Origin of the sequence: Nocardia sp. NPDC056564 (assembly GCF_042793755.1) — a bacterium.
In the GTDB taxonomy this organism is placed as follows: Bacteria; Actinomycetota; Actinomycetes; order Mycobacteriales; family Mycobacteriaceae; genus Nocardia.
Window position 1 is genome coordinate 548,751 of sequence record NZ_JBHTUR010000005.1, and the last position, 21,830, is coordinate 570,580.

Sequence of the window (21,830 nt, forward strand, 5' to 3'; positions counted from 1 at the left end):
AGCGAATGGCAAGCGCGCGAGTAGCTTTGGCCGCGTCGCTGCTGGACACGCCGTTTGAGCGTTGAAATATCGCCGGTGGCTGAATTCGATGAGGCTCATCTTGGTATTTCTGCGTGTGCTTCGCCCGGTCGATTCGGGGGCGCTGTTGTCGACCGCGGCGGGTCCCGTGCTTTTCGGCACCGCATTTCTCGCGATAGCGCAGTTGCCGGCCACGCCGCTGTGGAACGCGGTATTCCGGGTGTTTCCGGCCGGGCTGATATTGATCGCCTTCCGTCCCGCGCTGCCGCAAGGCGTGTGGTGGCCGCGGATGGTCGTGCTCGGCGTGCTGAACTTCGCCGCCTTCTTCGGTTGTCAGGCCGTTGCCGCGCACCGGTTGCCCGGCGGCGTGGTCTCCACCATCGCCGCGGCGCAATGCGTGGTCGTTCCGCTGGTCGTGCTCGCGTTCGGGCAGCGGCTCGGCGCCCGGCAGTTCATCGCGCCGGTGCTCGGATTGATCGGCGTCGGACTGCTCGTGCTGCGCGGCGGGGTGTGGACGGACACAACCGGCATCGTGGCGGCCGCCGCCCTCGCGCTGCTCTCGGCCACCGGCATGGTGCTCACCCGGCGCTGGGGTGTGCCGCCGTCGGTGCACCCGCAGAGCGCGGTCGCGTGGCAGATGCTGGCCGGTGGACTGATTCTGGTGCCGCTGGCTGGCGCGTTCGAGGGCGTGCCACCGAGTCTGACGCTGAGCCAGCTCGTCGCCACCGCCTGGCTGTCGATCCCGGCGACCGCGCTGGCCTTCGCGCTGTTCTTCGGCGGTCTCTACCGCGGCGTCGAATCGACGACCGCGTCGCGGCTGATGCTGCTCGGTCCGGTGGTCGCGGTGGCGTTGGGCTGGGTGTTCGCCGCCGAAGATCTGACCGTGCCGCAACTGGCCGGGGTGCTGCTGGTGCTGGCCGCGCAATGCGGCGGACTCGAACGCGCTGGTGCGGCGCGGGGTTCAGCGCGGCCGCAGAGTGAGCGTGGTTCGCTCGCCGACATCGACCGTAAGGTCCGCTCGACCGTGTTCGTCGGCCAGGACCGTCGCCTCGACCGCGCCGAGTAGCCGGTAATCACGGTGCGGCACAAGCTGATCCAGCCGGACCGTGCACCGCTGCGGGCGCAGTCCCGCGCAGAACACCGCGTCCAGTCCGGCGCCGTCGGTGACCGCCTTGGCGACCAGCACCGCCGGATAGGGCACCGCGCGAATGCGCGGGCCGCGGGTCCACTGCTGCGGCCGCGGCACGGTCATCATGTCGGTCAGCGCCTGCGCTCGGCCCAATCCACCCAGTCCCAGCATGCCGTTGGCGTGCACGGACGCTCGCTCGAAGGCCCACACGCCCGGCTGCGCCTGATCGGGGGAGAACTGCAACTGCCGGGTCGCCTCCGTCCACAGCGTGTCCCACCACTCGCCCTCGCCGCATTCCTGCGCGAGCAGCAGTGCCGCGGCGAGGGGTTCGGCATTGGTCGGCGCGCCCGAGCCCCAGTCACCCGCCGTCGGCGATTCCTTTCCGGCCGAGGCAGGTACCGAGTATCGGCCGCTGTCCAGCCATTCGTCGCGCAGGATCTCCCAGGCCCGCCAGGCCAGATCCGGCAGCAGCGGGCTGACGAACGCGGCGATCGCGGCGGTCGAGGCCGGACCGCGGAAGGCACGGGCGGACAGGCCGAGGCCGGAGACGAGGAAGGCGATGATATCGCCGTCGGCGGCGGTGAACTCGGTATCGAGCCGATCCTTCAGCCTGGCCGCGATGTCGGCGGCGTACCGGGTTCCGTTCAGCGCGTCGAGCACGGCGACGCCGGCCGTCGCGACGGCATTGCAGTACGGAAATACCAGCCCGTTTCGCCGACCCCGGCCGACCGGGACCGGTTCGCACGCCCACAGGCACAGATCGCTGCCGAAATTGCGCAGCACGATGTCGTTGATCGCGGGGTGATCATAGGCGTAGGACTGTTCCGGCGACCGCTGGAAGCGCAACGATCCCGCTCGATCGAACCGCGTATCGCCGGTCGCCTGCCGGAACATCGCCAGCTGGAGGTTGAGGTACCCGGTGAACATGATGTTCTGCGGCACGTCGATCGGGTCGGCGCGCCGATGCCGAAAGTCCCAGTTGCCCAGCAGATTCTGCCGATACCAGTAGCTCCACACCCGCGCATCCTGCAGGCGCGCGACGAGGTCGACTTGCGCTTGGTGCGGGGCGCCCCAGTAGGCCGGGGTGTGGGCGTAGCCGAACATCGACAGGCCCCAGCCGACCGCGTTGAGCTGGTATCGGTACTGCTGCAGCGGGCCGGGGCCTTCGCGGTCGAAACCCGCCCAGCTGTCCGGCGGTTGCAGCGCCAGTCTGGTCAGATGCCGGTGCAGCCGAAGCTGATCGAGGCTCGCCTCGCTGACCAGCGGCAAGGCCTGGTGCCGGAGGGGGATCGGCGTGGTGCGGATCGGGGCAGGCAACCTCGACCGGCGCTGCTCGAGATACCGCTCGCGTTCCTGTCCGACCTGCCGGGCGCTTCGGTGCCGCGACTGTTCTCGCAGCACGATGCCGAGCGTCGCCGCGATCGCGAGACCGGGCGCGGCCCAGCCCACCCAGTCCAACGGAAAGTCTTGGACGCCATGCGAATTCGTCAGCAACGCGCCGACCGTCGCCGCGCCGACGACGATGGCCGGGACCGTGACGTGGTCCGAACGGGCGATGGCACGGTACATGAACGCCCAGCCGGTGGCCGCCGCGACGAGCAGGAACCCGGCGATGTGCGCGGCCGCGACCAGCGCGAACGGTGCGCTCCACGCGGTCAGCCCGAGCGCGGCACTCGCGGCGACCACCAGCACGGACGCCACCGCACGACGATCACGCAGCGCCCAACCGAGCGCCGCGATCACCATCGCCAGCACGATGACGTGCACGGCGGTGAAGGCGCCGCCGGCCTGATGGTGGTGCGGCGCGGGCATCGCGTAGAGCAACCCGGCCCCCGGGATCGCCAGCCCGGCCGCGAACGCGCGCCACGGCGCGGACAGCTCGAGCACCGAGGGCCCGATCGCGAGTAACGCCCACCCCGACAGCGATACCGCCACCGTGCGCCGCCACGCCCGGCTGGTGATCGGTCCGCGTAGTCGGCGCGCGGTGCTCGGTGTGTTCGAGATATCAAGGGTCACAGCATATTCCGATGCAGGGCAGGGGCGGGTTCCAGGTGGTCGGAGGCGTCGAGCAGTTCGAGGTACGCCGCGGTCTCGGGCGGCCGGTGCCGGGTCTCCGGTATGTCGGGACGCCGCCGGCTGAGCGCGGTCGCCAGGCGCGGCCCGACGACCAGCGCCAACCCGGAGAGCAACGCGCAGCACAACATGGCGACTTCTCCTCATCCCTCTGGCGGCACCGCGAAGCTGCGGCGAGAACCGGACCGCTGATTCGAGGTTGGCTGCCGGGTCGCATCCACGCATCAGTAGGCGAATAGGTACCTGGGCAGGCTAAGGTCCCTGGCCATGGGTGCTCGAGACCGCTCCGAAGGGGCCGGCCCGCGTTCGGCTCCGGATGCGTTCGTCGGACGACAGCCGGAACTGGACCAGATCATCACGCTGCTGCTGTGCGCACCACGCTTGGTCACCCTGCTGGGGCCGGGCGGAATCGGTAAGACCCGGTTGGCTGCGGAGGCGGTCGCCCGGTTTCAGCGCAGCACCGGCGTCGACGCGCACTGGGCCAGGCTGGCCCGCCTCACCGCGGGCGCCGACGCGACCGCCGTCGCGGAGGAGATCGCGCACGCGGTGCTGGAGATCGACTTCTCGGGCCGCTCGGCGTGGGAGGCGATCGTCGACGCCCTGTCCGGCCCCGGCGAGCAAGTGGTGCTGGTGCTGGACAACTGTGAACACGTGCTCGACGGCGTCGGCAGCGTGGTGAACCAGCTGACCGCCGACCTGCCGAACCTGACCATCGTCGCGACGAGCCGGGAGGCGATCGGCTGGATCGACGAACACCGAGTTCCGGTGCCGCCGTTGTCGCGCGAGCACGGCGTCGCGCTGTTCCAGCAGCGGTCCGAACTGATCGGCCGAACGGTCAGCCACCCGGAGCAGGCCGAGATCATGGCCGAGATCTGCCGCCACGTGAACAATCATCCGCTGTTCATCCGGCTCGCCGCGGCCCGTCTGGTGCGGGAGCCGCTGCCGATGATTCTGCGCGAACTCAGCGGCGAGGCGCCCGATGACCAGCGACTGCGCTGGTCGGACGGTCCTCGGGTGGGCGCCGACGCGCGGCATCGCGGGGTGCGCGACGTCATCTCGTGGTCGTATGAGCTGTGCGACGAGCCGGAACGAATCCTGTTCGAGCGCATGGCGGTATTCGCGGCAGGCTACGACGTCAATCCGGAGGACGCCCCGGACGGCGCCGCGCTCGATGTCGGCGCCGAGCGGGAGGCGATCGAGTTCGTCTGCTCGGATCCGGCCGGCGATGGGCCGATTCGGCTGTCCCGGAGCATGATTCCGGATCTGCTCGATCGGCTGGTGGACCAGTCGCTGGTCTCGGCGCACCTCACCCCGACCACGGTCCGGTACTCGCTGCTGGAGAGCATCCGCGTGTTCGCCCAGCACCGGCTGGAGCTGCGCTCGCGCGACGGCGTCGACGAACGGGCGCGGCTGGAACGCAGGCATCGGGAGTACTACCGGGACAAAGTGGTCGACGCGGCGCGGAATTGGTTCGGCGCGGCCGAATTGCAGTACCTCGACTGGGCCCGTGCGGCGTGGGACAACATCCTGACGGCGATCGACCGGAGCCTGGCCGAGCCGGGACAGGCCGCGGTCGGCCTCGACATCTGCCGGGGACTGCTGGCGATCCGGTTGCCTTTCCTTGGCTGCTCGTTCCGGGAGATCCGGCTCTGGTCCGCCAGGACGCTGGCGGCCACCCGGCAGGTCGCGCCGGAACCGACCGAGAACCAGCTGGAGACAACGGCTTTGGTGGTGTGGATCGCGCTGTGTCAAGGGACGCTCGCGGAGGCCGAGTCGATGCTCGACGAGTGCGTACGGATGTGCCTCGGCGACCGAGCGGACCGGGACGGGTGGCGCGCGTCGGCGGAGACCGATCTGGGCCTGACCGCGGCCGTCGAGTTCGCCTGGGGTGTCGAGCTTTTGATCGCCCGCAGCGACCCGCGCTCGATCATCGTGTTGCGCCGGGCGGCGGAGAAGTACCGCGGGGACCGCGATGTCGGCGGTTCGATCATGGCCGAACTCTTCGGCGCGCTCGCGGCCGGTCTGCTCGGCACCGTCGCCGAAGCCGACGCGTTGACCGCGAGTTTCCTTGCGCGGGTGGAGGGTTCGGGGGCATCCTGGGTGCACTCGTGGGCTCGACTAGCGCGGACCGTGGCGCTGATTCGCGCCGATCAGTCGAGCGCGGCACTGACACTGGGCCGTTCGGCGCTGACCCACCTGACCAAGATCCGGGACCGGTGGGGCGAGCTGTGGGCGGTGCAGTTCCGGACCTGGGCGCTGGCCCGACTCATCGAGCAGGCACCGCAGGCCAGGTCGGACCGGCCGCGCCTGATCGCCGCCGCCACCGAGATCGCGCAACTCGCCGGCGGCACGAAAGTGCTGCTCGCCGAGACGAATATGGACGTCAGCAGGCTGGGTCCGTTCTCGGCGGAGACGGTGAAGGCAATCGCCGCCGCGCGTGCGGTACTCGGCGAAAACGCTTACGCGGCAGCCGAAAAGCAGGGGCTCGGGCTGCGGCCGGAGCGCGGCGAACTGCAATCGCTCGCCCTCGGCTCGCTGTCGCTGTATCGGCCCCGGGTGGCGGGCGAGGACGTGTGGGCGGCGCTCTCGCCCGCGGAAGGGGAGGTCGCGATCCTGGCCGCGGCGGGCTGGACCAACAGCGCGATCGCGGTCCGCCGCGGCATTTCGACCCGGACCGTCGACGCGCAGGTCGCGTCGGTATTGCAGAAGCTGTCGATCGGTTCCCGCGCGGAGATCGGCGAGCTGGCGCCGCGCCCGCTGCGGGATCGGATGCGCGCGGAATCCATGCGCGCGCCGGGGCGTCAGCCGGGACGTCGCGGAACGTAACGCCGATCGCGGTGCGTAGGTGAGGTACCGATGCGTATGCCGATGCCGTCACCCGGTTCGCCCGGCAAGGTCGCTGGACAGCGGTTCGCCCGCTGTCGTTCCCCGCCTACGTTTCCTCGCCGGAAGGCCCGGACTGTGCCCACGCCACCAACCAGTGCCCACGCGACGCGTCCGTCACCGCACCATGGATCGCCGGTGTGTCCGGCCGGCGACCGAATTCCCCTGCACCGCCCCGAATTCGCCACCGACCCGCACCGGGCCTACGCCGCGATGCGGGCCGAATACGGCTCGCTGGCTCCGGTGGAACTCGCGCCGGACGTGCCCGCCACGTTGGTGATCGGTTATCACACCGCCCTGCGAATCCTGCACGACCCCGAGCATTTTCCGGCCGACCCGCGCCACTGGCAGCACTCCGTTCCGGCCGACTCCGCCGTGCTGCCGCTGCTGGAGTGGCGGCCGAATGCCCTGCGCAGCGCCGGCGCCGAGCACGCGCGGTATCGGCTGGCGAACACCGCGGCGATCAACGGCATCGACCTGGGCGAACTGCGGAGCACGGTGACCGAGCTGGCCACGGCACTGATCGGCCGGTTCCGCCGGGCCGGAAAGGCCGACCTGGTGCGGGAATTCGCGCAGCCCCTGGCGTTCGGGGTGGTCAACGGCATGCTCGGCTGCCCGGCCGAGATCGGCGAGCGGATCGCCCGCGGCATGGTCGCGATCTTCGAGGGCGACAACGCGGCCGAAGGCAACCAGCTGCTCACCGCGGCCCTGATGGACCTGGTCGAGCACAAGCGCGGCACGCCGGGCGAGGACGTCACCACCCGCTTGCTCACCCACCAGGTCGCCCTGGACGACCTGGAACTGGTCCACCAGCTGGTGGTGCTCTACGGCGCGGGAATCGAGCCGCTGCAGAACCTCATCCTCAACGCCCTGCTGCTCATCCTCGACGACGATCGGTTCGGCGGCGACCTGCTCGGTGGCAGCCTGTCCACCCGCGATGCGCTCGACGAGGTGCTGTTCACCGACCCGCCCATGGCCAACTTCTGCATCACCTACCCGCGCCAGCCCGTGCTGATCGACGAGGTGTGGCTGCCCGCCCACCAACCGGTGGTGATCAGCATGGCCGCCGCCAACAACGACCCCGCGATCCGCGCCGACGACCGCACCGGGAACCGCTCCCACCTGGCCTGGAGCGCGGGCCCGCACGCCTGCCCGGCCCGCTCCGCCGCCTACCTGGTCGCGCAGGAGGCCGTCGACCAGCTGCTGGACGTGCTACCCGACCTCGAACTGGCCGTGCCCGCAGCCCAATTGGCCTGGCGGCCCGGGCCGTTCCACCGCGCGCTGGCGACACTGCCGGTGACGTTCCCGCCGGTCTTCGCCGACGGCATCGGCGAATAGCCGCGGTGATGCTGCCCACGCGGGCGCGGTGACAGCGCGCGCCGTGCGCGCGGGTCTGCGATGGTGTGGTGATGCGCATGTGGGATCGGTTCGCGGCCGTGGTCACCGCTCGTAAATCCTGGTTGCTGCTCCTGGTGCTCGCCGCCGTCTCGGCGGGGTTGATCGGCGGGATCGGGGGGAACGACGCCGCGGGGGAGGCGCCGAATTCGCTGCCGGGTAGCGCGGAATCGGCGCAGGTGAAAGAGCTGCTGACGCAATTCCCGGACGCAGGCACGGCACCCGCGGTGGTAGTGGTGACGCGCACCGATGCGGCCGAATTGCGGGCCGACGATCTGACCGGGCTGCGGACCAGACTCGGGGACGTGGCCGTCTCGCCCGATCGGAAGGCGGCGATCGGGCGGTTGCCGATCGACGCGAAACTGAGCGGATTCGCGTTGACCGATCGGATCGACGAGTTGAGGGACTCGGTGAAAGCCGGACAGCCCGCGGATCTGCGGATCCAGGTGACCGGCGGGCCCGCGTTCGGCGGTGACATCGCGGATTCGTTCGCCGGCGCCAACGTCACCCTGCTCGCGGTGACGGCCGTCGTTGTCGCGCTGCTGTTGATCGTGACCTACCGGTCGCCGGTGCTGTGGCTGGTGCCATTGCTCGTCGTCGGATCCGCCGACCGGGTGGCGGCCACCGTCGGCACCGGACTGGCCCGGGTGACCGGGCTCGCCTTCGACGGGTCGACCTCGGGGATCACCAGCGTGCTCGTGTTCGGCGCGGGGACGAACTACGCGTTGCTGCTGGTCTCGCGCTATCGCGACGAATTGCACCGCAACGCGGATCATCGGACGGCGCTACGGCACGCGGTGCGGCATGCGGGACCGGCGATCCTGGCGAGCAACGTCACGGTGGTCGCCGCGCTGCTCACCTTGCTGCTCGCGTCGCTGCCCAACACCAGGAGCCTCGGCGTCGGCGCGGCGGCCGGGCTGCTGGTCGCGGTGGTGTTCGTCCTCGTGGCGCTGCCCGCCGCGCTGGCCTTGTTCGGGCGGAAGGTCTTCTGGCCGTTCGTGCCGCAGGCCGACGACCGGACCGCGGCCGAACAGGGGGTGTGGCACGCGATCGCCGCCTGGGTGGTGCGCAGGCCGGTGCTCGTGGCCTGCGGCGCGCTGATCGTGCTGGGCGGGTTCGCGGCCGGGTTGATCGGCACCGACGTGGGATTGTCGCAGACCGATCAGTTCCGCGTTCGCGCCGAATCCGTCGAAGGGTTCGACACGCTCGCCGCGCACTTCCCGGCCGGCGCGGCCAACCCGACAATCGTGGTGGCCCCGGGTGATTCGGCCGCCGGAGTCGAACAGGCGTTGCGCGCCCTGCCCGGCGTCACACAGGTGAGCGCCACCGGAACCGCGCCGTCCGGGCTGGCGCGCTGGTCGGTGGTGCTGAACGCCGAACCTGGTTCGCCGCAAGCGTTTTCCGCCATCGAGTCGATGCGCGGGGAATTGGCGGCGATACCCGGCGCGCTCGTCGGCGGCGGTGACGCGGAAGGGCTGGACACCAGGAAGGCCGCCGAACACGATCAGCGCGTGGTGATTCCGGCGATCCTGGCCGTGGTCTCGATCATCCTGCTCGCCCTGCTGCGGGCAATCCCGGCCGCCGTGCTGCTGGTCGGCGTCTCGGTGCTCAGCGCACTGGCGGCGCTTGGCCTCGGCGCCTGGATCGGCCTGCATCTCTTCGGTTTTCCCGCCCTGGACACCAGCGCCCCGCTGTACGCCTTCCTCTTCCTGGTGGCTCTCGGCGTCGACTACACCATCTTCCTGGTCAGCCGGGCCCGCGAAGAAACCCCCGACCACGGCAGCACCCAGGGCATCGTCCGCGCCGTCTCCGCCACCGGCGCCGTCATCACCAGCGCGGGCATCGTTCTGGCCGCCGTCTTCTGCGTACTCGGCGTTCTCCCGCTGATCATTCTCACCCAACTCGGCATCATCGTCGGCCTAGGCATCCTCCTCGACACCTTCCTCGTCCGAACCGTGGTGATCCCAGCGCTGTTCCGCATCATCGGGCCGAAGATCTGGTGGCCCAATCCGCTGTCCCGCTTCCGAGCGCCGGACCGGGAACCGACGCCCGAACCGGTCCGGTCCGCCGACGCCTGAGTTCCGCACCGGGGCGGCCTCGGTGCGGTGCGATCGCCGCCGGTCCGGTGGCGATGGCGAGTCAGGCGTGCGACTTGCCGGCGACCTCGGTGTGCAGCCAGGCGAGGTTCGCGCGCATGCCTGCCGCCCATTCCTCCAACCGCCGGGCGATGATTCGGCCCTCGAGCTCCGGGTTCGCGGTGATCGCCGGGGTCAGGCCGGACGGGGCGGGACCCATGCGCGCCCACTGCCGGACGATGACGCCGTCGCGCGCGGGGTCTATCTCGAATGCCCAGGTGGCGCTGGTGCCGTTGTCGGGACCGAGCACCCGCCAGACCCAGCGTCGCCCCGGTTCGACCTCGACGATCTCGCAGACGGTTTCCCAGGTACCGAGGGCGGGGTGGTCGTTTCGGCCGCGGAACCGCGCGCCCGGCTCGACCCGGCCCGCCGTGTCCTCCCAGGCCACGGACGTCAGCTCGGGTGAATTCCGCACCGGCAGCTGGATATCGGTGAGCAGCGCCCACACGGTGTCCGCGTCGCCTGGAATCCGTTCCGCCACTTCGATAGTGGGACAGTCTCGATAGCGCATCCGCACCCTTCCCTGCTGCTGCGATCCGATCTCTCTATACGCTATTGCCACTATGCCCGAGGAGGCGCGATGCGTATCGGTGTGGTGATCGAGCCACGGCGGCCCGGCGCGGTGGAGTTCGCCGTCGCGGCGGAGCAGGCCGGGGCGTCCTCGCTCTGGGTCGCGGAGGTGTGGAGCTACGACGCGCTCACCGGGCTGGCCTATCTGGCGGCGAAGACATCATCGATCCGGTTGGGCACGTTCGTGGTTCAGCTCGGGTCGCGCACGCCCGCGCTGTTGGCGACGTCGGCGTTGAGCCTGCACGAGCTGTCCGGCGGACGGTTCGACCTCGGTATCGGTGTGTCCGGGCCGCGGGTCATGGAGGGCTGGCACGGCGTCCGGTTTCGGCAGCCGGTGCAGACCACGCGCGAGACGATCGAGATCATCCGGACGGTCGGTCGCGGCGAACGCCTCGAGCATGCCGGCGAGATCTATCCGCTACCCCTGCCGGACGGGCCCGGACGTGCGTTGCAACCGATGGTCGAGCCGGCCCACGTACCGATCTACAACGCGGCGATGGGTCCGCGCAATCTGCGGCTGACCGGTGAACTGGCCGATGGCTGGCTCGGGAACGCGTTCATCCCCGAGGCGGCCGAGGTCTTCCTGGACCCGTTGCGCGAGGGCGCGATTCGGGCCGGGCGCGCGCTGTCCGACCTCGACCTGGTCGCGCCGGTCGCGGTCGAGATCACCGCGGACGAACAGGCGGCGGCCCAGGCGATCGACAAGCACGCCGAGGGATACGCGTTCACCATCGGCGCCATGGGCGCCGGCGGACGGAACTTCTACAACGACGCCTTCACCCGACTCGGATTCGGCACGGCCGTCGAGCGGGTGGCTGGCCTGTGGCAGTCCGGGGACAAGGCCGCCGCGCGTCGCGCCGTCCCGCGCGAACTCGGCGAGCTGACCAACCTCATCGGGACGCCCGCACGGATCGCCGAGCGATTGACCCACTATCGCGCCGCCGGCATCACCAGCCTGCTGGTCAAGCTCGACGGCGACTATCCACATCAACTGTCGACGTTGCGCAGGCTGATCGAGATCGAAGCCAGCTGAGTCAACCCCTCGGGCGCAGGCGGTTGTCGGCCGCGCGGCGGCTCAGTGCTTATCCACCGAGCGGCGCCGTCGTACCCGTGATCGACGCGGTGTGGTCGCGCCACAACGGCTGGTGAACGTCGAGCGAACGCACCGTGGAGACCTCGTGGCGACAGCGGGGAGCTGGTTCCGCGGTGGGCTGCGGGCACGCCGCGTCTACTACTGTCGTGTGCGATGAAGCCTTCAGAGATGACGAAGTTCGGGTACCGGGTCGCCGTATCCCTCGCCGCCGTCGCGCTGGCCGGAGCGCTGCCCTGGTGTGGAATCGCGGCCGCGGAGCCGATTCCGTCGGCGCCCGCGGATGTCTGGACCGTTCCCACCGAACCCGCGGACGCGCTGACCTTCGTCGTCGCCTACAGCTTCGGTTACCGGGTTGCTCCCGGCGCCGACCCGCAGCGAGCCGAACACGAACCGGGCCCGGTCAACGAACAGCTGGCCGCCGCCGTCGTCGCCGCCCGCGGTGACCGCGATGTGCCCGTGTATGCGCAGTCGGAGATCGCGACGGTATTGCGGTCCCGGTACGGAATGCGCGACGTCATCAGCATCGACGGCGAGGTGAACCCGGACGGCACGCCGATATACCTGTCCACCGAAGGCGTCGCGGCCAAGGTCGCCGCGCTGCGCGGCAATGCGATCGCGACCGATGTCGCGGGCGTCGTCGCATTCCGCGACCACCTGTGGCGGGCCACCCGAACCACGTCCGCGGCGGGTTTCGTGGCGGTCGCGCCCGCGGGAGTGCCGATGCCCGACCGGTACGACCCGCAGTCGGCGCAGCCGTGGACGACCGGTCCGGAGCGTTATCTACCCGTCGACTACGCGGCCAGGGTGAAGCTCCTGTTCGGCGGCGTCGTTCCGCGCGAAGGGCGCTGAGCGGGGCATCGCATCACCGGTACGGCAATGGCTTCAGCCGTGCCGGATCGACCCTGGCCAGCGCCGCCGGAGTGTCCAGCTGCCAACCGGTCGCGTACTCGGCGGCGAAATCGTTGTCGCCCAGTGCGGTTCGGGCGCGATCGCGCAGCGACCGGACCTGCGGGTCGGTTCGGTCGTGCGCGCCCCGCAGTCGAGCCGCCGCGCCGAGCAGCACGGCCACGTCCGCGTATCGGTCGTGGAGCGCGGCGAGTCCGGCCACGGTCACGGCCACCGTGGCCGCGATCGGCATGTCCCGGCAGTCGACCGCCGCCGTATACGCCTGGCGCAGCACCTTTTCGGCGCCCGGCCCGTCGCCGAGCGCGAGGCAGAGCGCGCCGCGCACCGAGCCGATCACCGCCTGCCCCTGCTCGCCGCTGAACGGATGTCCCTCGGACATCGTGGCCTCGGCCGCCTCGATCAGCTCACGTGCTCGATCGAGATCACCGACGCGCAGCGACAGGTCGGCCTCGCGGATGTCGAGCAGCATTCCCAGCTCCGGTGATGTCTTGCGCTGCACCCGTTCCCTGGTCGCGGCGATCATCTCGATCGCCGCCGCCGTGTCGTCGAGGCGCACATACAGATCGATCCAGCGCAGGTCGACGAAGATCTCGTCGCTGAGGCTGAGCGACCCGAACTCGCGGGCCAGCCGCTTGGCCTCGGTCAAGTCGGCCAGCGCGCCATCGAGATCGCCGTCGTACTGCCGCAGCAGTATGCGCATCGGCAGCGCCGTCGCGATACCCCAGCGGTCCCCGGCCCGCGCGAAGCACTCCAGTTCCGCGCGCACGTCGTCGCGGACCTGGTCGAGCTGCCCCGCGTTCTCCGCGAGATGGGAGCGGAACATCCGGGCCAGCCCGGCCAGCCACACATCCGGCCCGTCGATCAGCCGCTCCATGATCGCCGGCGACGCCGCGTTCACCGCCATGGAGGCCAGCCTGGCCGTGATCAGCGCGCCGCCGAAGCCAGGCAACTCCGGCCGGCTCAGCAGGCGATCGGCGAGCTCCCACAGGTCGGTGCGCCGATCGTTGATCGAGTCGGCGACGAGCGCACTCTGGGTGGCGACCGTGGTGAGCAACAGGCCCTCGGCGATGTCCCGCCGCACGCTCGGCTCGGTCGGCACCGCGACCGCCTCGGCCAGCCAGTAGGCCGCGTCGTTGCGCTGCCCGAGCATCTGCCAGTACCAGGTGAGGTTCACGGCGAGCCCGATCGCGCCGTCGGCGTCGCCGCGGTCACAGAGATGGCGCAGCGCGGCGAGCACGTTGTCGTACTCGGCGCGCAGCACGTGCAATGCGTCGAGCTGACCGGGGCCGCGCAGCAGTGGGTCGTACCGGGCGACCAGCTCGCCGAAGCACCGCGCGGCCAGATCCCGTACGTCGGTCAGGATGCCTTGTTCGGCAAGGCATTCCAGCCCGTACTCGCGAATCGTCTCCAGCATCCGATACCGCCCGGTGTCCGGCACGAGCTGCACCAGCGATCGATCGACCAGACCCGCGAGCAGTTCGGGGACGTCATCGGCGGACATCGCGAGGTCGGCACAGACCGCAGCGGCCGAGCTGGGTGTGACGCCGCCCGGCAGCACCGAGATCCGTTCGGCGACAGTCCGTTCGGGTTCGCTCAGCAGCTCCCAGCTCCAGGCGATGACCGCTCGGAGGGTGCGGTGGCGGGGGAGGGCGGTGCGGCTGCCGGTGGTGAGCACCCGGAATCGGTCGGAGAGCCCGGCGGTCAGGTCGGCCAGCGAGAGCGTGCGCAGGCGGGCCGCGGCGAGTTCGAGGGCGAGTGGCATGCCGTCGAGGGCGCCGACGATGCGCAGCACGTCGTCGAGATTGCCCTCGTCGACGTCGAATCCGGGACGCACGGCCGACGCGCGCTCGGTGAACAGGCGTACCGCTGCCGCGCCGCGGGCTTGCTCGACGTTCGCGTCCGGGTCCGGCCCGGCGAGCGGGCCGAGGGGGACCAGCGCCTCGCCGTCGATCGCCAGCGGCTCGCGGCTGGTGGCCAGCACGCGCAACCAGGGGCAGCGGGTGAGCAGCGTCGAAATCAGTTGGGCGACAGCGTCTATCAGATGTTCACAGTTGTCCATGACGAGCAGGCTCTCCCGCCCGCTCAGCTGATCGACCAGCACGTCCAGCTCGCCGAGCGGGTCGCCGCGCAGCTTCGCCGAGGCCTCGAACAGCGCCGAGCCGCGCAACCCGACCGCGGCGAGCAGCGCCGCGCCGACCTTGGCCGGCTCGGTGACGGCGGACAGGTCGATCATCCACGCGCCGTCCCGGTATTCGTGGCGATGCCGGCGGGCGGACTCGACGGCCAGCCGCGTTTTGCCTGCCCCGCCGGGACCGAGCACGGTGACCAGACGCCCGGTGCCGAGCAGCGCCCCGACTCGGGCGAGGTCGTCGTCGCGGCCGACGAAGCTGGTCAGCGGTGCGGGCAGGTTGGTCGAGTCGATCTGCGGCGCAGGCTGATCCGCGCGAAGCAGACTCAGGTGGCGCTCGCGCAGCGCGGCGCCCGGATCGGTGCCGAGAACGTCGGCGAGGGCTTCGCGCACTCGCTCGTAGCGGGCAAGGGCCTCGGCCTGGCGCCCCTGGGCGGCCAGCGCGTCCATCAGCAGCGCGGCCGCTCGCTCGTGCACGGTCTGCTCGGCGAGCAGGTCGGTCAGCCGGTCGGCCGCCGCGCCGACCTGCCCCAGCGACAGCTCGGCCTCGGCGAGGTCGATCACCGCCTCGACCGAGGCGTGCGCCAGCCGGGTCGCGACCGCGGGCGCGACCGCGGCGACGACCGACGGCTCGGTGCCCGGCCGGTCGCCCCACAGCCGAACGGCTTCGCCGAGCGCCGCCACCGCCGCGTTCAGGTCACCGCCGCGCACATGCTCCCGCCCGGCCGCGGCCAACTGCTCGAACCGCACCGCGTCCACGTCGTCCACCGCCAGCCGGTACCCGCCCGCGACCTGCACGACATCCCCGGCCGAGCCGAGAATCCGCCGCAACCGCGAGACCAGCGCCTGCAGGGCGTGCGCGGGATCGGCGGGCAGGTCCGCCGCCCAGATCGCGTCGACCAGCGCCGCCTGCTCGACCACCCGCCCACCCGCGAGCGCCAGCCGAACGACCAGCGCCTGCAATCGGGCCCCGGGAACGGACAGCGCGGCCTCGCCGCGCGACACCTGAAAGGCGCCGAGCAGCGTGACGTGAAGCCGCGCATCGTCGTTCATCCCTCGATCTTCGCGCACCCCCGCCCCAGGCCGCACACCAGGCCGGTTCCCGTGTCAGCGTGGTGTGCGCCCCGTGTGAGCGGCGGGTAGCAGTCTTGGCGGAGTCACCACCACGGCACGCACGACGCGCCCACCCACCAGCGCCTCAGCGGCGAGAACGGAGCCCCCATGAAGGCAATCGAGTTCAGCCGGTTCGGCGATCCCGAGGTCCTCGAGCTCGTCGACCTGCCCGATCCGCACCCCGGCCCCGGTCAGGTCCGGATCGCCGTGCGCGCCGCAGGCGTCAACGCGAGCGACTGGAAGAAGCGCCAGGGACTGATGGACGAGGAACTCCCGCAGACCCTGGGCTACGAGGCGGCGGGCATCGTCGACGAACTCGGACCCGAGGTCACCGACGTGGCCATCGGCGACCGCGTGTTCGGCTTCTCCGCCGAGCCCGGCGCCCAAGCCGAACTGGCCGTCCTGGCCTACTACGCCCCCATCCCGCCCTCGCTCGGCTTCGCCGATGCCGCAGCCTTGCCGTCCGCGCTCGAGACGGCGGCCCGCGCCCTGGACCAGCTCGGCGTCGCGAGCGGCAACACCCTGCTCGTCAGCGGCGCCTCCGGCAGCATCGGCAGCGCCGCGGTGCAACTCGCCGTCGCCAGGGGCGCCCGCGTGATCGGCACCGGCAGCCCGGCCACCCATGACTTCCTGCGCTCGCTCGGTGCCGAACCGGTCGCCTACGGTGCGGGCATGGCGGAGCGGGTCCGCGCCCTCGCACCCGAGGGCGTCGACCTCGCGCTCGACGTCGCGGGCAGCGGTATCTTGCCGGAACTCATCGAACTGGCCGGTGGCGCAGCGCATGTGGTCACCCTCGCCGATTTCGCCGGCGCCGAGCAGCACGGTGTGCGGTTCAGCCGGGGAGACGCGGGGCGCGCGCTGTACGTGATCGACCAGATCGGCGACCTGATCGAGGCCGGCCGATTCGTCCTCCCCGTCGGCCGCACCTTCCCCCTGGCCGAGGTCGCCGAGGCGCACCGCGTCGGCGAGTCGGGCCAGGTGCGCGGAAAGCTCGTGCTGCTCGTCGACTGACCCACCGCAAATCCGAAAATCACAGGCCGCCAATGGAGTTGACGGCCCATCTCATCATGCCCGAATCCCTGAGAGGTCATCATGAACCCGGACATATCCGCCACCTCATCGACCAGCGCGGCGGCGCGCAAGGGCGGGGCCGGACCCCGCGTACCGAACCGCTGGATGGCCCTGGTCGTCCTCGGCCTCGCCCAGCTGATGGACATCCTCGACTCCACCATCGTGAACATCGCACTGCCGAGTGCCCAGCAGGACTTGGGCTTTCCCGTCGACTACCGGCAATGGGTACTGACCGGCTACGCCCTCGCCTTCGGCAGCCTCCTGCTGCTCGGCGGCCGGCTGTCGGACTTCTTCGGCCGCAAACGGCTGTTCCTCATCGGCGTCGGCGGATTCGCCGTCGCGTCGGCGTTCGGCGGTGCCGCCGTGGACTTTTCGATGCTGCTGATCGCCCGCATCGGCCAGGGCGCGTTCGCCGCGATGCTCGCTCCGGCGGCGCTGTCGCTGCTGTCGGTCACCTTCGCCGACGACGCGAAGGAACGCGGCCGCGCGTTCGGCATCTTCGGTGCCATCTCGGGAGCGGGCGGCGCGGTCGGCCTGCTGCTGGGTGGTGTTCTCACCCAGAGCCTTTCGTGGCGCTGGTGCCTCTACGTGAACCTGATCATCGCGGCGATCGCGTTCGCCGGCGGGATCATCTTCCTGCGCGACGGCGATCGGCCGGAGCGGACCAGGCCCGACATCGCGGGCACGGTCGCGGTGGTGCTCGGCCTGGTCGGCATCGTCTACGGTCTCGGCACCGCGGAGACGCACGGCTGGAACGACTTCCGGACGTTCGGCTCGGTGATCGCCGGTGTCGCGCTCGTCGCCGCCTTCGCCCTGATCGAACTCCGCACCGAACATCCGCTGCTGCCGTTGCGGGTGATTCTGGACCGGGTTCGCGGTGCGGCGTATCTGTCCCTCGGGATCTCCGGCATCGGCATGTTCGCCGTCTTCCTGTTCCTCACCTACTACCTGCAGAGCATGCTGGGGTTCACCCCGTTCCTGACCGGCGTCGCGTTCCTGCCGATGATCGTGTCGGTCATGGTGGGCGCGGTCTTCTCCGGCGCAGTGCTGTTGCCGCGCACCGGACCTCGGCCGCTGGTCCCGATCGGCTGCGTGCTCGCCGCGATCGGCATGGCGATCCTCACCGGCATCCACACCGACTCCAGCTATGCCGGTGCCGTTCTGCCCGCGCTGATCGTCACCGGCGTCGGCTTCGGCTTGATCTTCGGCCCCGTGCAGAACGCCGCGACCAGCGGAGTCCACCCGCACGACGCCGGCGTGGCGGCCGCCCTGGTGACCACCGCCCAGCAGATCGGAGGATCGCTCGGCACCGCGGTGTTCAGTTCGCTCGCCACGACGGTCATCGCGAACTATCTCGCCGACCATCCTGCGACCGCGGCCCAGCCCGCCACGATCGCCGAAGCCACCCTGGCCGGCTACCACCTGGTGTTCTGGGTCGCCGCGGCGGTCTTCCTCTGCGCCGCGGCCTTGGCCGCGCTGCTCTTCCGCAGCGGTCCGCTCCCGCTGGCCGACGCGGAACTCGTTGCCGCGCACTGAGAGTCGAGAAGGATAGGAAGCAGGAAATGACGATCACCCTCCGTCCAGGGGCCACCGTGATGTTCACCGGCGATTCGATCACCGACCTTCGCAGACCGATCAGTGCGGACGGGGTCGGCTGCGTCTACCCGGTGCGGGTCGCGGGCGAATGGTGCTTCCGCCACCCGGAGCGCCCCATCGCCTGGCTGAACACCGCCAACGCCGGCGACAAGGTGATGGATCTCGAAACCCGCTGGCAGACAGACGTACTCGACGCCCACCCGGACGTCGTCTCGATCCTCGTCGGCGTCAACGACATGGGTTGGCACACAATGGATCCGGACGGCTACGTGATCTCCGCGGAAGAATTCCGGGCGGGCTACTATCGCCTGCTCGCCCCGCTTGCCGCGGCGGGCACCCAGCTGATCCTCATCGAACCGTTCCTGTTGCCCATCGACGGCGTCGTCGAGGCAGGCGCCACGTTCGTCGGGCCGGAGGAACGCAAGCAGTGGCGCGCCGACCTCGACCCCAAGATCCAGGCGGTGCACGAACTCGCGGAGGCCTACGACGCTCATCTGATTCCGGCCGACACCATGTTCGCTGAACTCGCCGCGACCACCGGACCGGAATACTGGTCCGCAGACGGCGTCCACCCGACCGTGGCCGGCCACGACGCGCTCGCCAGGGCCTGGCTGCGCCTGACCGACTGACCGCACCGAGGCGCGCCCGCGCCGATCACGTGACCGCCGTCTCCACCCTCGTAAAGGTTGCGTCAGGGCCGTATGTCCGGGGGATTCGGCGGCCTACCGTGATCATCGAGGGACTGAGTGGGAGCGTGGAGGTCTTGTTGCACGAGCAATACTCGGTGGCGGCGCTGGAGCTGCGCGGTCGAACCGTCGAGCGGAGTTTCCGGCACGGCATCCCGGGTCTGGTCCGGGCGGCGTCGACGCGGGCGCCGGGGGCGATCGCGGCCGTCGACGGCTGCGGCGAGCTGACCTATCGCGAACTGGAGTTGCGATCCGATCGCGTCGCCCGGCTGCTTCGCACGAGCGCCCCGCGCGGGCGGACGGTCGCGATCGCGATGCCGCGTAGCTCCGCGCTGCTCGTCGCCCTACTCGGTGTGCTCAAGGCGGGGCTGCCGTATCTGCTGGTCGATCCGGGCGCGTCCACCGCGCGGATGCGGCAGGTCACCGAGATCGCCGACTGCGCAGTGGCTTTGGTGACCGGCAGCGGCAGGGAATCGGTCGTCGAATGCGGGTTGCGGGCGCTGGATCTGCCCAGGGAGTCCGAGGCGGACGAACCGGACCCGCTGCCGGAGGTGCCGGCCGATCAACCCGCCTACGTGCTGTTCACCTCGGGGTCGACGGGCGCCCCGAAAGGGGTCGTCGTATCCGGTCGCGCGCTGGGCAATCGGCTGGAATGGATGCGCGAGACCTACGGGGTCGGCGCCGATGACCGGATCTTGCAGAAGACGCCGGTCTCGGTCGACGTCTCCGGCTGGGAGTTGCTGTTACCGCTGATCGCCGGCGCGCGGTGCGTCTTCCTCGCGTCGGCGGAACACCGCGACCCGGTCGCGGTCGCGCAGGCCATCGTGCGGCACCGGATCACCATCTGTCATTTCGTCCCGTCCATGCTGCGGGAGTTCCTGCGGTGGCCGGACGCCGCCCGGTGTACGTCGTTGCGGCACGTGTTCTGCGGTGGTGAGCCGCTCCCGGTGCCGGTGGCCAGGGAGTTCGTCGCGACGCTGCCCGCCGCGCTGCACAATCTGTACGGCCCGGCCGAGGCCGCGATCGACGTCACGGCCTGGACCTGTCCGAGCGACCCGGCGCAGATCGACGCGGTCTACATCGGCAGGCCGATCGACAACTGTGTGCTGAGTGTGCTCGACGCCGACGGGCTGCCGGTTTGCCCGGGCGACGAGGGTGAGCTGCATATCGGCGGCGTCCCCGTGGCCGCCGGGTATCTCAACCGCCCCGACCTGACCGCGCGCGCGTTCGTCGCAGCGCCCGAAGGGTCGTCCGTGCCGCGGTTCTACCGAACCGGTGACCGAGTGCGTCTGGTCGACGGCGAGCTGGAGTACCTGGGCGGCGTCGACGACCAGGTGACCATTCGCGGACAGCGAATCGAGCCGGGCGAGATCGAGCGGCGGCTGCTCGCGGATCCCGGGGTCGCCGCCGCCGTGGTGGTCGCGGTCGACGTCGACGGCGACACCACCATGGTCGCCTGGATTCAACCCGCCGATACCGAACGCGATCCGGAAGCCCTGTTCCGCCGCCTGCGCGCCTGCCTCGGCCGGCAACTGCCCCCGGCATCGGTGCCCGGCCGATTCGTGCGCACCCGCCGAATCCCGTTGACCTGCAACGGAAAACAGGACCGAGCCCAGCTGCGCCGGCGCGCCGTCGAACAGGTGCACGCCCGTCCGGCCGTGATCATCCAGTCCGACGGAATGAATCCCGCAGGGCGCCAACTGATCCGGCAGTAGTCGCCGCACGGCCCGTACGGCCCGTGCGGCGATCGCTCGCTCCCCGCTTGTCTCGGCGCTATTCAGTGTTACTATCTACCAGTAGTAAGTGACATTGAGTAGTGGGAGGTGATCCGTGGGCAAACAGATGACCGAGATGCTCAAGGGCACGCTGGAGGGCATCGTCCTGGCGATTCTGTCCGGGCGCTCGGCGTACGGATACGAGATCACGGCGTGGCTGCGCGAGCAGGGATTCGTCGACATCGCCGAGGGGACCATCTACGCCCTGCTCGTCCGGATCGAGAAGAAGGACCTGGTCGACGTGGAGAAGATCCCGTCGGAGAAGGGGCCGCCGCGCAAGGTGTATTCGCTCAATGCGCAAGGGCGGGAATACCTCGACGAGTTCTGGAGCACCTGGCGATTCCTCGCGGAACGGCTCGAACAACTTCATGAAGGAGGCAAGTGATCATGTTCATCGAAAAGGTGATCGGCGATCTCGGCGAGAAGCGGCGCTGGTGGCAATACAAGGCGCGGGTGAAACAGCTTCCCGCTCCATACCATACGGCCGTCGACGCGTTCGAACGGTACGTGAACTATTTCGGGCACGGCGGCGGCGTCTCGCTGTTCGAGGACCTGCTCGACCTGTTCGAGCAGGGCGCGGCGGACGGAACTCCGATCCGCGAAATCGTCGGCCAGGATCCGGTGGAGTTCATCGAGGTGTTCGCGCGGAACTATCAGGAGGAGTCCTGGATCAGCCGGGAGCAGCGACGGCTGATCACCGCTATCGAGCATGCCGCCGGCGAGACGGGGTAGCGCCGATGCCGGCGGGGCACCCGCATATCTCGGAGATGTGCTGCGGGGCAACGAATATCGTGCCGGATGGGTTCGCGATCGAGCGGGCGGCGGCGTTCGCCGGGGTCACGGTGGCCACGCTGCGGGACTATCACCGGCACGGCTTGGTCGATGAACCGGAATGCGACAACGTCGGTGCTCGCCGGTACCGGCCGGCCGCGGTGCTGCGGCTGGTGCAAGTCCGCGCACTGCTCGGGGCGGGCGTCCGGCTGGATGAAGTCAGCGATCTGCTCGACTACCTCGCGGATGTGGAACGCGTCCTCTGTGGCGCTCGATAAGTCTCTGAACTGCGGCTGAGTATCACTCGCCGCGCCCGCTCACCATGTCACCGCGAACGCTCGATTCGCACAAAACTGCCACTTGTTTGTACGTATATCTATACCTATAGTGTCTACGTATACATCTACGTATAGATACTGCGTCGCAACCCGAAAAGGGTGATCACATGAACGTTCAACACACCAATCCCATCTCGACCGGCACCGTGC

The 21,830-nt window shown here is 70.2% G+C and carries 17 protein-coding genes; 13 read left to right on the plus strand and 4 right to left on the minus strand.

All coding sequences use genetic code 11. The features are described 5' to 3' along the window. Nucleotides 1–100 precede the first annotated feature (100 nt). Nucleotides 101–1,084 (plus strand): EamA family transporter, encoded by a 984-nt coding sequence (locus ACFQ9K_RS17045; RefSeq protein WP_378983305.1) that lies wholly within the window; start codon nt 101–103, stop codon nt 1,082–1,084. On the opposite strand, the gene ACFQ9K_RS17050 is transcribed toward ACFQ9K_RS17045, so the two are convergent. Together ACFQ9K_RS17050 and ACFQ9K_RS17055 are read right to left on the minus strand one after the other, a co-directional pair. Then, nucleotides 980–3,163, minus strand: coding sequence for a hypothetical protein (locus ACFQ9K_RS17050; RefSeq protein ID WP_378713201.1), 2,184 nt, complete (start codon nt 3,161–3,163; stop codon nt 980–982). The two genes, ACFQ9K_RS17045 and ACFQ9K_RS17050, sit on opposite strands and share 105 nt — an antisense overlap. After that, nucleotides 3,160–3,351 (minus strand): hypothetical protein, encoded by a 192-nt coding sequence (locus tag ACFQ9K_RS17055; protein ID WP_378713203.1) that lies wholly within the window; start codon nt 3,349–3,351, stop codon nt 3,160–3,162. Before ACFQ9K_RS17055 ends, ACFQ9K_RS17050 begins: the two co-directional genes overlap by 4 nt. A 136-nt stretch (nt 3,352–3,487) precedes the next feature. On the opposite strand from ACFQ9K_RS17055, the gene ACFQ9K_RS17060 reads away from it, so the two are divergent. The 3 genes from ACFQ9K_RS17060 to ACFQ9K_RS17070 all read left to right on the plus strand — a co-directional run bounded on the left by ACFQ9K_RS17060 (nt 3,488) and on the right by ACFQ9K_RS17070 (nt 9,576). Next, nucleotides 3,488–6,046, plus strand: coding sequence for a LuxR C-terminal-related transcriptional regulator (locus ACFQ9K_RS17060; protein ID WP_378713205.1), 2,559 nt, complete (start codon nt 3,488–3,490; stop codon nt 6,044–6,046). 195 nt (nt 6,047–6,241) lie between these two features. Beyond that, on the plus strand, nt 6,242–7,441 hold the full coding sequence (locus ACFQ9K_RS17065) for a cytochrome P450 (protein WP_378713206.1): 1,200 nt from the start codon (nt 6,242–6,244) through the stop codon (nt 7,439–7,441). A 71-nt stretch (nt 7,442–7,512) separates the two neighbouring features. Further along, nucleotides 7,513–9,576 carry an MMPL family transporter gene (locus ACFQ9K_RS17070; RefSeq protein ID WP_378713208.1) on the plus strand — a complete coding sequence of 688 codons (2,064 nt, stop codon included), beginning with the start codon at nt 7,513–7,515 and terminating at the stop codon, nt 9,574–9,576. A 61-nt stretch (nt 9,577–9,637) separates the two neighbouring features. Here ACFQ9K_RS17070 and ACFQ9K_RS17075 read toward each other — a convergent pair whose 3' ends face one another. Beyond that, nucleotides 9,638–10,114 (minus strand): SRPBCC family protein, encoded by a 477-nt coding sequence (locus ACFQ9K_RS17075; RefSeq protein WP_378713210.1) that lies wholly within the window; start codon nt 10,112–10,114, stop codon nt 9,638–9,640. 99 nt (nt 10,115–10,213) lie between these two features. On the opposite strand from ACFQ9K_RS17075, the gene ACFQ9K_RS17080 reads away from it, so the two are divergent. Continuing rightward, nucleotides 10,214–11,236, plus strand: coding sequence for an LLM class flavin-dependent oxidoreductase (locus ACFQ9K_RS17080; protein ID WP_378713212.1), 1,023 nt, complete (start codon nt 10,214–10,216; stop codon nt 11,234–11,236). Between the two features lie 228 nt (nt 11,237–11,464). Continuing rightward, complete coding sequence (locus tag ACFQ9K_RS17085; RefSeq protein ID WP_378713214.1) at nt 11,465–12,145, plus strand: hypothetical protein; 681 nt, start codon at nt 11,465–11,467, stop codon at nt 12,143–12,145. A 13-nt stretch (nt 12,146–12,158) separates the two neighbouring features. Here the strand turns inward: ACFQ9K_RS17085 and ACFQ9K_RS17090 are convergent, their stop codons facing one another. Then, nucleotides 12,159–15,383, minus strand: a complete 3,225-nt coding sequence (locus ACFQ9K_RS17090; protein ID WP_378983308.1) for a BTAD domain-containing putative transcriptional regulator — start codon at nt 15,381–15,383, stop codon at nt 12,159–12,161. 168 nt (nt 15,384–15,551) lie between these two features. On the opposite strand from ACFQ9K_RS17090, the gene ACFQ9K_RS17095 reads away from it, so the two are divergent. The 7 genes from ACFQ9K_RS17095 (at nt 15,552) to ACFQ9K_RS17125 (ending at nt 21,620) form a co-directional block, all read left to right on the plus strand. Further along, nucleotides 15,552–16,454 carry an NADP-dependent oxidoreductase gene (locus ACFQ9K_RS17095; RefSeq protein WP_378713218.1) on the plus strand — a complete coding sequence of 301 codons (903 nt, stop codon included), beginning with the start codon at nt 15,552–15,554 and terminating at the stop codon, nt 16,452–16,454. Nucleotides 16,455–16,535: 81 nt separating this feature from the next. Beyond that, a complete protein-coding gene (locus tag ACFQ9K_RS17100; protein WP_378713219.1) occupies nt 16,536–18,050 on the plus strand; it encodes an MFS transporter in 1,515 nt (504 codons plus the stop codon). Nucleotides 18,051–18,076: 26 nt separating this feature from the next. After that, the gene (locus tag ACFQ9K_RS17105) at nt 18,077–18,739 is read left to right on the plus strand and encodes an SGNH/GDSL hydrolase family protein (RefSeq protein WP_378713221.1); all 663 of its coding nucleotides are present in this window, start codon (nt 18,077–18,079) and stop codon (nt 18,737–18,739) included. A 125-nt stretch (nt 18,740–18,864) separates the two neighbouring features. Further along, complete coding sequence (locus ACFQ9K_RS17110) at nt 18,865–20,511, plus strand: amino acid adenylation domain-containing protein (RefSeq protein WP_378713222.1); 1,647 nt, start codon at nt 18,865–18,867, stop codon at nt 20,509–20,511. A gap of 115 nt (nt 20,512–20,626) precedes the next feature. Next, nucleotides 20,627–20,956 carry a PadR family transcriptional regulator gene (locus tag ACFQ9K_RS17115; protein ID WP_378713224.1) on the plus strand — a complete coding sequence of 110 codons (330 nt, stop codon included), beginning with the start codon at nt 20,627–20,629 and terminating at the stop codon, nt 20,954–20,956. Nucleotides 20,957–20,958: 2 nt separating this feature from the next. Beyond that, nucleotides 20,959–21,303 (plus strand): DUF1048 domain-containing protein, encoded by a 345-nt coding sequence (locus ACFQ9K_RS17120; RefSeq protein ID WP_378713226.1) that lies wholly within the window; start codon nt 20,959–20,961, stop codon nt 21,301–21,303. Nucleotides 21,304–21,362: 59 nt separating this feature from the next. Continuing rightward, entirely contained in the window at nt 21,363–21,620 is a 258-nt protein-coding gene (locus tag ACFQ9K_RS17125; RefSeq protein WP_378713228.1) for a MerR family transcriptional regulator, read from the plus strand. Nucleotides 21,621–21,830: the final 210 nt, after the last annotated feature.